This is a genomic window from Flectobacillus roseus (assembly GCF_030056595.1).
Lineage (GTDB): Bacteria > Bacteroidota > Bacteroidia > Cytophagales > Spirosomataceae > Flectobacillus > Flectobacillus roseus.
Genome location: NZ_JASHIF010000007.1, coordinates 279,099 through 292,149, shown reverse-complemented (window position 1 = coordinate 292,149; position 13,051 = coordinate 279,099). Strand labels below are relative to the sequence as shown.

Annotated in this window: 9 protein-coding genes; 3 read left to right on the top strand and 6 right to left on the bottom strand. The window is 37.6% G+C overall.

Features of this window, described 5'->3' with window-relative positions:
- Positions 1 to 286 precede the first annotated feature (286 nt).
- Together QM524_RS08265 and QM524_RS08260 are read left to right on the top strand one after the other, a co-directional pair.
- Complete coding sequence (locus tag QM524_RS08265; protein ID WP_095167487.1) at positions 287 to 688, top strand: septal ring lytic transglycosylase RlpA family protein; 402 nt, start codon at positions 287 to 289, stop codon at positions 686 to 688.
- 450 nt (positions 689 to 1,138) lie between these two features.
- Positions 1,139 to 2,446, top strand: coding sequence for an aminotransferase class V-fold PLP-dependent enzyme (locus QM524_RS08260; RefSeq protein ID WP_283344193.1), 1,308 nt, complete (start codon positions 1,139 to 1,141; stop codon positions 2,444 to 2,446).
- Between the two features lie 132 nt (positions 2,447 to 2,578).
- Here the strand turns inward: QM524_RS08260 and QM524_RS08255 are convergent, their stop codons facing one another.
- Positions 2,579 to 3,145 carry a TetR/AcrR family transcriptional regulator gene (locus QM524_RS08255; protein ID WP_283344192.1) on the bottom strand — a complete coding sequence of 189 codons (567 nt, stop codon included), beginning with the start codon at positions 3,143 to 3,145 and terminating at the stop codon, positions 2,579 to 2,581.
- 283 nt (positions 3,146 to 3,428) lie between these two features.
- Here QM524_RS08255 and QM524_RS08250 point away from each other — a divergent pair, with 283 nt between their 5' ends.
- Complete coding sequence (locus QM524_RS08250) at positions 3,429 to 4,796, top strand: thioredoxin-like domain-containing protein (RefSeq protein ID WP_283344191.1); 1,368 nt, start codon at positions 3,429 to 3,431, stop codon at positions 4,794 to 4,796.
- Positions 4,797 to 4,956: 160 nt separating this feature from the next.
- Here QM524_RS08250 and QM524_RS08245 read toward each other — a convergent pair whose 3' ends face one another.
- The 5 genes from QM524_RS08245 to QM524_RS08225 form a co-directional block, all read right to left on the bottom strand.
- On the bottom strand, positions 4,957 to 7,128 hold the full coding sequence (locus QM524_RS08245) for an alpha-L-rhamnosidase-related protein (RefSeq protein ID WP_283344190.1): 2,172 nt from the start codon (positions 7,126 to 7,128) through the stop codon (positions 4,957 to 4,959).
- Between the two features lie 286 nt (positions 7,129 to 7,414).
- Complete coding sequence (locus tag QM524_RS08240; RefSeq protein WP_283344189.1) at positions 7,415 to 9,037, bottom strand: S8 family serine peptidase; 1,623 nt, start codon at positions 9,035 to 9,037, stop codon at positions 7,415 to 7,417.
- The gene (locus QM524_RS08235; protein ID WP_283344188.1) at positions 9,024 to 9,752 is read right to left on the bottom strand and encodes a hypothetical protein; all 729 of its coding nucleotides are present in this window, start codon (positions 9,750 to 9,752) and stop codon (positions 9,024 to 9,026) included. The genes QM524_RS08240 and QM524_RS08235 overlap by 14 nt, the downstream gene beginning before the upstream one ends.
- Positions 9,753 to 9,821: 69 nt before the next feature.
- The gene (locus tag QM524_RS08230) at positions 9,822 to 11,693 is read right to left on the bottom strand and encodes a M61 family metallopeptidase (protein WP_283344187.1); all 1,872 of its coding nucleotides are present in this window, start codon (positions 11,691 to 11,693) and stop codon (positions 9,822 to 9,824) included.
- 547 nt (positions 11,694 to 12,240) lie between these two features.
- Positions 12,241 to 12,807, bottom strand: coding sequence for a YceI family protein (locus QM524_RS08225; protein WP_283344186.1), 567 nt, complete (start codon positions 12,805 to 12,807; stop codon positions 12,241 to 12,243).
- Positions 12,808 to 13,051: the final 244 nt, after the last annotated feature.

Sequence of the window (13,051 nt, the reverse complement as noted above, 5' to 3'; positions counted from 1 at the left end):
AGGTGAAAAAAAATGTTAATATTTGTTAAAATTGACTTTTTTGAAATATTTTTTTCTAAAAAAATAAGAGATTCTCGCCATTGAAAAAGTGTTGGCTAGATTTCTTGAAAATTGGGCTATCTCGACAGATAGCCCAATTTTTGTATTAATTCAAGAAGTATTGCAAATTAAAAAAACTAAAATGTATATCAATAAAGTACAATGCCGTAAACTCATAAGTATTGTGCAAGCTTGTAAATGACAGGATTTTACCGTAATTTTGCACTCCATCATCCAAAAAATAGACATGGTAAAATCCATTTTATTGCTTATTTTTTGTAGTGTTATTTCACTATCAATTGTAGCAAAAGATGCACGGTCATTTCAGGGTAAAGCTTCGTTTTATGCACGTAAATTCAACGGCAGACGAACTTCAAGTGGCGAACGCTACAAAAATAATGGCTACACAGCAGCTCATCGTAGTTTGCCTTATGGTACCTTGTTGGAAGTAACCAACAAGTCCAATGGTAAGAAAGCTGTGGTACGTGTAAACGACAGAGGCCCGCATAGAAGAAAAGTACTTTTAGACTTAAGTTATGCGGCTGCCAAAAAAATTGGAATAGTTAGAAGAGGTATAGGTAATGTACGTGTTAGGGTCCTCTCTAAACAAGAAATTCCAAATGCACTTTATGCAAGTGCACGCAATTAGGAACAATCTTTTCCTTATTATGAATCCTCATATCTTCGGGTATGAGGATTTTTTTGTTTTTTAAGGCACAAAGGGATCAGGCACAGAGGCACAAAGTATTTTTAGGGGATAGGGGTTAGGCAAGGAGTTTTTTTTAGGTTCAAAGGGGATAGGGGTGAGGGGTTAGTTTTTTTAGGTTCAAAGGGATAAGGGACAGAGGTACAACGTGTTTTTAGGGGATAGGGGTGAGGGGGCTTTTGACATGGATAAAATTCCTTTTCCTAATTTTCAAATTATCAAATCTTCAAATTTACAAATTGCAGCTATTCTTTATTAAATTTAGGAAGGATTTGACTTGGTACTTCCCAAAACACTAAGATAAAACACTTTGTGCCTTTGTGCCTTTGTGCCTTTGTGCCTTTGTGCCTTTGCCAAGCCAGAACCTTCTTACCTCAAATGCTCCAAACTATAATGCAAAGACGCAATTTTCTACAAAACCTTATGTTAGGCACAGGCGGCTTATCTGCCTTGCCGTTTACCAGTCAAGCGACTAATCAAAATCTACAACGTATTCTTGGTTATGCTCCTCAAAAGGATGTTACTACTGACGAGGATTATTGGGCACAAATCCAATTGGCATTTTCTGCTTCACCCAATTTGATTAATATGAGCAATGCAGGGGTAAGTCCACAACCTATTATGGTGCAAGATGCCCTTACGCATTATAACAAACTTTGTAACGAAGCGCCAACGTATTATATGTGGCGTATTTTGGACGAAAATCGTGAGGCTGTTCGTAGTAAGTTGGCAGATTTGGCAGGTTGTTTACCCGATGAAATAGCCATGAATCGCAATGCTACAGAGGCATTGGATACGATTATTTTGGGTTTAGAACTACAAAAAGGCGATGAAGTGGTTATGTCCTTACAAGATTATCCGAATATGCTTCATGGATGGCGACAGCGAGAAAAGCGCGAAGGTATTGTGATGAAATATGTCAATCATAATCCTTTGCCATGTGAGGATAACGATTTATTGGTAAGGCGATATGTCGAGTTAGTGACCGAAAACACTAGGATTGTTCATCTGACCCATATGATTAACTGGACAGGTCAATTGTTGCCCGTAAAAGCTATTTCTGAGGCTGTAAAAAAGAAAAATCCTAAGATTAAAGTAGTGGTCGATGCAGCGCATACCTTTGCACAAATTACCTATAAAATCCCCGACTTAGGTTGTGATTATCTGGGAGCTAGTTTGCATAAATGGCTTTGTGCACCTTTTGGAACAGGCTTGCTTTGGGTCAAAAAAGAACATATTGCTAGTTTATGGACACATACTCCTTCTGATAATCCTTTGAAAGATGATATTCGAAAATTTGAAGGGCTTGGGACACGTTCCTTTCCGATAGAAATGGCAATTGGTCATGCCGTAAATTTTCATAATGCTATTGGTACTGAAAGAATCCAAAAAAGGTTACAATATCTCAAAAACTATCTATTGACTCGTTGTGTAGACTTACCCAATTTTTATACCCAAACGTCTTTAAAACCTGAATTTTCTGGCGCTATTGCTCTAATAGGTTTTAAAGGGATGACCTCTGGAGAATTACACAATAGTCTCATGAAAAAATCGAGAATTTATACTTCTCCAGTCACTTGGGAAAATGTCGTGGGTGTCCGTGTGACCCCTCATATTTATACGCCAATCAAGGACATGGACAAAGTAATTTTGACGCTTCAGGATATTGCAAAGGATCAGAATAAAGCTCCTTCAAAGTAAAAGAAGTCCTAGGATTACTCGATGAGAAGTAATCGACCAAAGCGCAAGAAAGTTTTGAGGGTAAATAGTGGAAATTTTACATAACAAACCCTTCGGAGGTTTTATAAAATTATGTAGGAGAAATAAATGATTTTACGAGTCTGTTTCAACACGCTGAATCATACGTTTTTGAAAATCTTGAAAAATACTTGGATTACTATACAGTTTCGAAAACATAATAGCACCCTCCAATTCCATGAGCGTTTGTTGCGCTAGAATTTGGGATTGTTCTTGAGAATAGAGTTCTTGATAAATATTAGCAAAGCTCTGAACTATACCATCCATAATGGTAGTGAGCAAATGTCGGAAGGAAGGATACAGATTTGCAGTTTCTAAAATCGTATTTCCCAAAATACAACCTCCATTTTTATGAATCACTACTTTACTTAGCCCTTTCAAAAAAAGCTTCATTCGTTTTGAAGCAGGGTACTGTTTATGGAAGGCCAAGGGGTAAACATTACTTTTCAACTCATAATCAATACTCTCAAGAATTTGTACCATTAATTCTTCTTTACTAATAAAGTAATGATAAAAGCTTCCCTTTAGCAAACCTACTTCGGCTGCGAGGTCTGACATAGAAGTGTTGTGGTAACCTTTATTACTGAACACGTTTAGGGCTTTGGCTATTATCTCATTTTTAGTAACTTTTTGAATAGGCATACTTGATGGCAAGATGGTTTTAGAAAAAAATTAATTGAGCTAATTTACAAGTATTTAGCTGAGAATAAGGGGCATAATAGCGAAAAAAGGCCTAGAGTTTATTAAATGGTAAATAGTAGTTTGAATCCTACAATTTTTTATATTTTTTGTACCATATTATCTTGCTCAATAGGCTTGTTAAATCATGATAAAATACTAAATAGCCGTGTTAATCTTTTGTTAATCATAAGGTACAGCCGAGATATTTATGTAAATTCGTTTTTCAATAAAACTTTATATCAGAATGAAGAGATGGATGATATGCCTTTTGTTTTTGGGCATGATGACAGCTAAACTGAATGCGCAACATCGTATTGAGATACAGGTAAAAGGTCTGAGTGATTCTACATTTTATTTAGTGAATGGCTTTGAAAAAAGCTATTTGGCTTTGGATACTGCCAAAGCGGATGGTGACGGAAAAATCCTATTTCAAGGTAAAAAAGATTTGCCTTTGGGTTTTTATGTATTGGTACAAGGCAACCAGCGTATATTTGATTTACTCATAACAACTCAGACCTTCAGCGTCAAGACAGATAAGGCTGATTTATATGGGAAAATGGAAATTATAGGCTCTGAGGAGGCTCGCCAGTTTGCCGAATTTTTGAGAACGGTTAACGAAAAAGGGGCTAAAATTCAAAATGCTCCAGCCAATGAACGTCCCAAACTGATAGCCGATATTGATGCTTACAAAAAAACATTTGTTCAAAAATATGGCAAGGAGTCTTTGGCCGCTAATATAGTGCGTATCAATACTGAGATTCCTGCTCCACCATATCCTGCAAAACCTACCACCGAGGATACAATCAAACATAATGAATATGTACTTAAACATTATTTTGACAATGTAGCGCTCGAAGACGAACGTATGATGCGAACGCCATTTCTAGGGCCTGTGCTGGAAAACTACCTCAAAACCGTTGAAGGACCTTATTCGCCTGATACCTTAATTCAGATTTCTGATAGGTTACTTGACCGGACGCCTCCAAAGTCTGACCAACGAAAGTATGTGTTTAGTAAAATAGCACAGAAATTTCTTTCGACAGATTATTTAGGAAAAGAGGTTGTGTATACCCACGTAGCGGAGAAATACATGATCAAAAATATGGCTCTTTGGGACTCTGCTACGGTGGTTCGCAATTTTGAGTATGTGTATCGTATGAAAAAGGTACTGATAGGTAATACGCTCAAAGATTTACCTATGAGCGATACTCTCGGTAAACCTGTAAGTCTTTATCAGACAAAATCGAAATATATTTTGGTCATGATTTATGACCCGAATTGCCATCATTGTCAAGAAACAACTAAAAAGTTGGTAGAGGATTATCCCAAACTACAAGCAAAAGGCGTGAAGGTTTTTATGGCTTGTGGGGTACGTGGACAAGAAAAAGATAAAAAAGATTGGAAGAAATTTATCAAGGATTTTAAAGCTCAGAAGTTTATTCACGGATACGACAATGCTTCGAGTATTGACTTTACGAATGATTACAATACCCAAACATATCCAAATGTATTCTTGCTGGATGCAAACTATAAAATACTTGCCAATAAAAAATTAGATACAGAGCAGTATTTGAATTTGATTAATGCAGAGGAGAAGAAGAGGAAAAAGTAGGGTATAGGAGTAAGAAAGGCACAAAGTGGCAAAGGCATAAAGGCACAAAGTGACAAAGACATAAAGGTATAGACTAACAAAGGCACAAAGGGAGTAATTTATACATTTTCCCTTTGTGCCTTTGCTACTTTGTGCCTTATCCCTACCTGTACCTAACCCCTCATTTCCTATTCTTCCCCACAAAAACTATTTTCCCTCCATTTTTTACCTCAAAATTGAGGTAATGCTCATTGCCTGGTACTAGGTCTAGCCATGGTAGGGCGTTGATGTATTTGTCATTGGCAAAAATAACGGTTCCATTGCAGGTAATTTCTGAGTAAATATCGGCTAATATGGGAACTGAAATAACACCTTGCATTCCTGTGGGTACCTCTGCGCTTAAGGTAAATTGCTGAGGAGTATTTTGAATATTGACTTTTATCAAACCCGCTGGACAGGGTACTTGGGCTTTAATCGATGTCAATAGACCTATTTGCGGCTGAATTTTATAAGTCTTAAATCCATTTGCCAAAGGACTAATACCTGCCACATATTGTGAAAGAAGAGTCGCTGGTCCGCCAGTCCAACCATGATTGTAGGTTCCTCCACCATAGGTAGCGCTATTGAGCTCCCAACCTTCCCATAGGGTTGAAATCGGACTATTTACCATAGACTTGTACCGCGTTTTCATACGAGCAATGGCTTTTTTGTCTTCTCCAATCAGAAACAAGGCTTCCAGAATATATTTCTCCATGTATGGACTAGCATGTAACTCCTGACTTAAAAATAGGCTTATCGAGCCATATTGTTCAGGGCTACTCAATCCTGCTACAACAGCCAAGCCATTACCTCTGTCGTCGGTGATACCTTTGTAGTTGGGACTTCTGTAAAAGTTACCTCGCCAGTAGGTTTCATTAAATGCATCTTTGAGTTCTTGCATCTGGTAAGAATAGGCAGCTACATCTTCCTCTAAACCAAGTAAATGTGCCATTTTACACAGTCCTTTCATGGCCAAATAGTACCAAGCATTGTCCAATAGTGCCACATCTACATTTTGTCCCCAGTCATGCCACATCCAACCTCCAGCGCGGTGTTTTACCAAATGATTTTCATCTATTTTCCAAAGAGAAAGATATTTTTTGATGGCAGGATATACTTCGGCTATCAGCGCTGAGTCGCCCGTATAGCGATAATAGTTCCAGAAACCATATTCTCCAATACTTGCTAACATTTGAGCAGGTAGTTCGCGATCCCAATTACCCGCAGGAATTGGCGAAAAGAGCGATCCATCAGGTTTTTGCCAAGCTACTAATTCTCGTATGGCTTTTTGTAAAGATTGATGCCCCGCTTGATTCCAGTAGTAAAACATTTCACCTTCATTGATAACCACATCACCCCACCACTGCGCTCGCTCACGGTCAGGGCAGTCAGATATGACATCACGTACATTGAGGTTGAGTGTAGTCAGTGCTTTTTCTTTTAGTTTATTCAAAAAAGCATCATTGCAAGTAAAATCTCCTTGAAGCTCATAATTGTAGCGTGTGGCTCGGTACTGAACCGCTAAAACTTTAATACCTTTTGGAAAAAAATATTTAACAATATGTCCGTTAAAATAGGCGGGACTTTCAAATTCTTGAACGCCATTTTTGGTCATATATTCAGTACGAATATTGGGTTCGCTACCGCCATAATAGTTGTCGGTACGAATATCTATTTTTTGTCCAGCTTTTGCTTCAATTTTAAAATAGGGCGTAATGGCTAAATTTTGTGGTAACTGTAACGCCAATGTATCGCCAGCACTGACAAGTGGGAGTGGAGGAGTATTGGTATAGTTTTGTAAATTACTAAAGTGCCATTGAGGAATAGGTCGTTCTATCAGTTGATTCCATGGCGCATCACCTGCGGCTCCTAACTCAGTAGCTGATTCCCAATGTGAGTCATCAAACTTGGGTTCAAACCAGCCCTCGATATCTTCTTGAGCATTGAAATGGATGTTAGATTCCGTTAGACGATAATTGGGAAAAGGCGCTTGTGTTTCGCCAAAGGCAGGATGAACTTTACATAGCCAAGAAGCATTGCTAACCCAATTGTTTCCGCTTGGGGTAGGTAAATCAAATAAGAGTCCTGCTTGTCCAGAACTGTTATGACTGAATCCTTTTTTACCAAAATACCAAACCAAAATAGCGACAGTATTCTCTCCAACTTTCAAATACGGCGCTAAATCAAGATTGTCATAATAGGTATCTTGCGGATTGGGACCACGTTTGAGTCCGCCTTCACGCACAACCAGTTGTCCATTGACCCACAACCAATATTTGGAATCCACGGCGATTTTGGTCATGGCGGTTGCCATGGCTTTTTTTAGTGTGATTTTTTTTCTAAAACAAATCCATTGATTTGCTTTGGTTGGTTCAGTCACACTGATCCATCGAGCTTCACGATGAAACTGAGAATACGATGAAAATGAGTAAATTATGACAGCAAGAAAACAAAGACTTTTGTATAATATTGACCTCATGCTATAGTGGGGAATAAACATTCGATAAATATAAATAAATCTTTGGATAGATTGGATTTTGAAATACAGATTTCAGCTAGTCTAGCCCTCTTAATTTGCCAAATCATGGCCTATTCAATCGTTACATCTTTATAATTTTATGTTCTATCGTTTGTTGATCTACCTGAAGTTTGAGAATGTAAACTCCTGCTGGCCAATTACTACTATCCACAAATGTTATGGCATTAGCGATACTTCCTTGAGAAATGGGATTGCCAAGCATGTTGAAAACTTGATATGAATAGATTTTTTGAGCCGAAAAATCTGACAATGCTATTTTTAATTGGTCATTGATAGGATTGGGAAAAGCCAGAGATATTCCTTCAAATAATGGTATTTGTGCTTTTAAATAAGCAATATTAAAATTAGGAATGCCATAACCAATCGTATTGTTTGGTGCGCTATAGTCACTGGCTGATTCTTTCAATAATTGGATGATTTCCTGCGCTTTTTTATTGGGTAAAGCTTGCCACAAACCTGCTACCATACCACAAAGGATAGGGGAGGAAAATGACGTTCCACTCGAAACTGTGGCATTTCCAGCGGTGTTTAAGACGGCAACACTTTGTCCCATTGCCGATAAATCTGGTTTGATTCTTCCATCGGCACTTGGTCCGCGCGAGCTAAATGAGGCAACATTACGTGTGCTTGAAACGGCTCCAACCGCAATAATCGAGTCGGCATCGGCTGGGGTAGAGATATACTTCCACGCATCGGCGCCTTCATTACCTGCGCTAATGGTACAAATAATGCCTCTTTGCGCTGCCCATTTGGCTGCTCTTGCCGCAATCGTGGTTTTACCATTCATATCCTGATAGGTATGGCTGGTATTGGAATCTTCAAACACTGTGTATCCTAATGAAGAATTAATTAAATCTACGCCTAGGCTATCTGCACGCTCAGCAGCGATAAGCCAGTTGACTTCTTCTAAAATAGACTCACTTTCATCGTCTTCAGTTCTGAATAGCGCATAAGAGGCTTGTGGTGCTGTGCCAATCATTCTGCCTGTTTGAAGCGATGCCATACACGAAAGCACATTGGTACCATGAGAGTGATAGTCATACACAAACGTATTATTTTCAACAAAATCATAGGTTTGAACCACCCTGCTATTATTGAATAAATGGCTAAAGGCAGGAATGGTATTTGCACCAGTAAAACCCGCATCAAATACAGCAATGAGCATATTTTGCCCTTGAAAACCTTTATTGTGCATGGCATCGACACCAAGCATAAGGTTTTGAGTTTCGGATAGGCCGTAGCCTGTTGGGGATGGGCTATCCTCCATCGCAAATTTGGATACCCTTCGGGCGGCTGATAGAATACTGGCATAGTTTCGTAGAGGTTCTTTGCCTTCTAAACCTTTTACAAAACTCAATGCTAACACCTTAGAAAGTTGTTCGGAAGTTGCCTCTATGACTACGCCATTCATCCAACGAGAAGTGTACCAGACCTTTGCGCCAGTTTGTTTGATTTGATTGATATAGGTAAGATTTACAGGTAAATCTTGCGTGGTGATAGCAATGTTTTGTTTTGTTCGCCGAGCAATTGCTCTTGCCGACAAAAATTGATTAGGCTGAGATATTTGATAGGTTGAATTACTTTTATCCTTTAGTAAAACCAGATATTTAAGGGCTCCTTGTCCATAACTTGAAAGGCTAATTACCAGGAAAAAGAGCAATAAAAAATGTTTATTCTTTGCCATAATCTATCAATTCATAAGTGATAATTGTGCCGTAATTGATTTGTCCTTTGCCCAAACATTTGCCCTCGTAGCAATAAGAAACATTCGATTCTTTTGAGAAAACAATACCAAAATTAGGTGCAAAAAAGACTTGTTTCTTTTGTAAACTCAAGGCACTCGAATCTTTAAATAGCTCCACTTCTACCAGATTTGACATCGTTTTATGAGAGTAGGTCATTGGAGGTAGCAAACGAGTAATCTGAGCTTGCTGTGCTTTTGTTGGGCTATATAATTGAAAGTTCCACCGAGTACCAACTTCAATAGGATTGACCAAAATACATTGGGTTTGGTTGCTTTGAATTTCTATAATTTTGCCGTTCTGTAAAACTACCAATTTCCTGCCAGTTTCAATCCAATTTGTGTTTTCTTGATTTTTACGAAAAATAGCAACTAAAACCCCTTCATTGTTAGGATAGTCGATGACAATATGTTTTTCGAAAAAAAGAGATTCTGTCGCTTTTTGATTGAGCGTGTAAGATATTTGGTGAACTGAAAAAACGCAAAACTGCCCTTTTTCTTGCATGAGGTAGTCTCTTGTGGATAAAATGTTAGGTTGTAGTTCTGTCGAATCCAATGAAGAACAGGCATAAAACAGCGTGGTCAGAAAGAAACAGAAACCACGAACCCAATAACTATCTGATAGCTTTGGGTATTTGATAGGGTAGATTTTTTGCATAAAAAAAGTCTAGCATTGTTTGAAAATGCTAGACTTGAAAATAGCTAATTAAATAGCAAAAGTCAATGATTATTTACTAGCTGGCGACAACCATGCTTTCAACAAAGTAACTTGAGCCTCGCTAGGGGAAGCTACTGGTTTAAGCAAGTTTTTCTCCGTAATTTCTGGAATAAATAATGGCGCTGAGAGTTTTACTTCTACTTTTTTGTCACCTTCTTTACGCATTACAACCATATTGATAGTATCATTTTCTTTAGCGTTTTGCATAAAGTCAGTACGAGTATTACGGAAGTTCGCCAAATCCAAAGCTTTACCATTCAAGGATACAAATTCGTCACCAGCTTTTAATCCTAATTTTTTGCCAAAAGCATCAATGCCTTCATCGTCAAGGATATAAATCGCTTTTGATTCTTGATTTAGCCCTAAGCTATATACCGATACACCAATCGACTTCTCACGCACTTTCGCTTCTTTTTGGAATTCAATTCCCACACTTTGGAAGATTTCTTCTAAAGGTAAAGGTTGACTGCCTTCTACGTATTTCGCAAAGAATTGTCTCAATTCAGGGAATTTTGTAATCTCCGTAATTTTGTCGAACAATTCAGGGTCTTTGAATGATTTTTCTTTACCATAATATTTAGACAAATCACGCATCAAATTTTGTGTTCCGTAAGCTCCTTTCGAAAGCTGACGAAGTTTAATATCCAAGCACAAACCAATCAATGCACCTTTTTCGTACACGTTTGGATATTGGTCTTTGTATTTTTCCAACACATCAGCGCTCATTACGGTAAATGGTACTTTTTCGTCATAACGATCATACATACTGTTGATTTTGTTACGAACCATATTTAAGTATTGACCCAATGGAATTAAATCATACATCACTTGCATGTGACCCGCCGCATATTCGGTCATACCTTCGTACATCCATAGGTGCTTAGACATTTTTGGCTTGTTGAAGTCGAAGTCTCCAATTTCTTCAGAGTGGATACTCAATGGCGTTACGATGTGGAAAAACTCATGGGCACAAACATCCTTAACGGTTTGAGATAATTCTTCAGCAGAAGCCTCTGGCAAATAGTAGAAAGACGAATACGAATGTTCGAGTGCGCCATAGCTACCATTTTTCAAATTGTCTGACAAAATAATCAAGAACGCATATTTTTTGATAGGCAAAGTGCCACCCAGATATTCTTTTTGTGCTTCCAACAAAGTTTTTACATTGGCTGCAATCTCAGCAGAATTTGCTTTTTTATTAGGAGAATATACCGAAATCAAGATATCTGCACCACCTACTTTCAATACCGTTGTATCGGGTTTTGAATACATGATTGGTGCATCCACCAAGTCATTGTAGTTACCCACCGAAAACAAGTCACTGCTTGCATCGCTTTTGCTAGCAATCATAGACGTGGCACCATAGAAACCCTTTGGTTTCGAGAAATTGACGTTGTAGGTTACATTTTTCAAATTATCGAAATAGCCAAAGAATCCGTGAGTATTGACCGCAAACAATGTATCCTTTTCGATATCTGTTCCAGCAGGTTCAAACACATATTCACCACTGATTTCGGGAGAATCCCAAGTGTCATCTACCAAATAAGTGATTTTGTAAAGACTTTTAGCTTTAGCAATCTTGTAGCTGTTTTTATCAAGTTTTTCAACTTTCAAAGCTTTGCCAGCAGCATCAAAAGCTTTGAAATCGGTAATATAGCGACCAAAGTCATAGTTGGCATAAGTCCCAGGGACAATCTTTGGGAGGTTATACGTGATTTCGTCCTTATTGATTTTAGGTGCAATTAATGATACTTCTAGTTTATCATTTTTGACAGTAGTCAAGTCAACAAAGAATTGATACGAAGCATTTTGGGTAACTTTTTGCGCAAAAGACCCAACACACATAACGAGTGCGCAGAGCGTCAAAATAGTTTTTTTCATTGAATAAAAAATTAAAGTTCTTGAAGCGAACAAAGGCTCAATTTGTTCCTACAACGGAATTTGTATGTGCATGTTGTATGGACTCAGAAAGTATTAGCTAAGGGCGCTTTGCTCAAATATACAAGATTCTGGGCGTTTATTACTTTTCGGGCATAATAGATTGTGTCAAAACGTCATATCTTGTGATGAGTGGAGGAGGGTTGAGTGATAATTGTTAGTCCTGAGGAATTTCTCAAGTATGAAATTTTACTATAAAAAAAACTGCGCTAGTGTTTAAATTCAAAACACTAGCGCAGTTAATATTTTTAGAAAATCTCAATCAGAGGATGTTTAAATTTCATAAGTAAAAGAAAATGAAAAAGTTGATGTTTGTTTTTCTGAAATCCTATTGTTTGAGCCGTAGGCGAGGTGGGTCGCCACTCCGATTAGGATTTCTTGACTTTCTTTTGTTACTTTTCTTGTGTCAAGACAAGAAAAGTAAGGAGTGTCAAATGGAAATTCTGTTTCTTTTACAAATGCCAAGTACAATATTTAAACATATCCTCAATTAGTTTTGAACAAATTCGCCGTTTGCTTTCAATTCGATTTCGTCGCTAACTACTGCTGAAGGAGTTTTGCCACCAACACCAAAGTCAGAACGTTTGATATTACCTACTACTTTGAAACCAGCTAATTTTTTCTTCTGACGGTTTTCGCCGATACCATTCAATGTAACATCAAAAGTTACTGGTTTTGTTACGCCGTGCATTGTCAAATCACCTGTTACTTTCAAAGCTTTACCACTTCCTTTTTGTACTGAGTTACTTTTGAAAGTAATACTAGGGTAATTTGCTGTATCGAAGAAACCATCACCTTTTAGGTGACCATCTCTTGTATCGTTATCTGTATTGATGGTGTTTACATCGATAGTAAATTCAAATACTGCATCTGAGAAATCTTCTTTTGAAGAAGTAATAGAAGCATCAAATTTCTTGAATGAGCCATCCACATCAGAAAGCATCATGTGAACAACGCTAAATCCGATTTTAGAGTGCGCTTTGTCTACAGACCATTTTTGTGCAAATGTGCTTAACGATGCTACCAAAAGGAGAGAGAGAATAGTGATTTTTTTCATGGTAATGAAAGTTTTTGGGGTTAAAAATAGATAAAGTATAAAAAGAAAATAATTAGTACTAAAAAGCTTGCTTATTAGCCAATATCAATGAACTGACTCAATTGTCCTCAACTTAAAAAAATATATTTAAGGGTTTCTAAAATTTAGCTATAAGCCTAAAATAAAGGTATATACGACGGTATTTTTCTCATACTTGACAAATAGGCTTAATAGATTATAGCGTATGGTGATTAACGAACGCTTT

Coding starts and splice junctions, on each gene's coding strand:
- QM524_RS08265 (WP_095167487.1), top strand. CDS start 287: ATGGTAAAATCCATTTTATTGCTTATTTTTTGTAGTGTTATTTCACTA.
- QM524_RS08260 (WP_283344193.1), top strand. CDS start 1,139: ATGCAAAGACGCAATTTTCTACAAAACCTTATGTTAGGCACAGGCGGC.
- QM524_RS08255 (WP_283344192.1), bottom strand. CDS start 3,145: ATGCCTATTCAAAAAGTTACTAAAAATGAGATAATAGCCAAAGCCCTA.
- QM524_RS08250 (WP_283344191.1), top strand. CDS start 3,429: ATGAAGAGATGGATGATATGCCTTTTGTTTTTGGGCATGATGACAGCT.
- QM524_RS08245 (WP_283344190.1), bottom strand. CDS start 7,128: ATGGCAACCGCCATGACCAAAATCGCCGTGGATTCCAAATATTGGTTG.
- QM524_RS08240 (WP_283344189.1), bottom strand. CDS start 9,037: ATGGCAAAGAATAAACATTTTTTATTGCTCTTTTTCCTGGTAATTAGC.
- QM524_RS08235 (WP_283344188.1), bottom strand. CDS start 9,752: ATGCAAAAAATCTACCCTATCAAATACCCAAAGCTATCAGATAGTTAT.
- QM524_RS08230 (WP_283344187.1), bottom strand. CDS start 11,693: ATGAAAAAAACTATTTTGACGCTCTGCGCACTCGTTATGTGTGTTGGG.
- QM524_RS08225 (WP_283344186.1), bottom strand. CDS start 12,807: ATGAAAAAAATCACTATTCTCTCTCTCCTTTTGGTAGCATCGTTAAGC.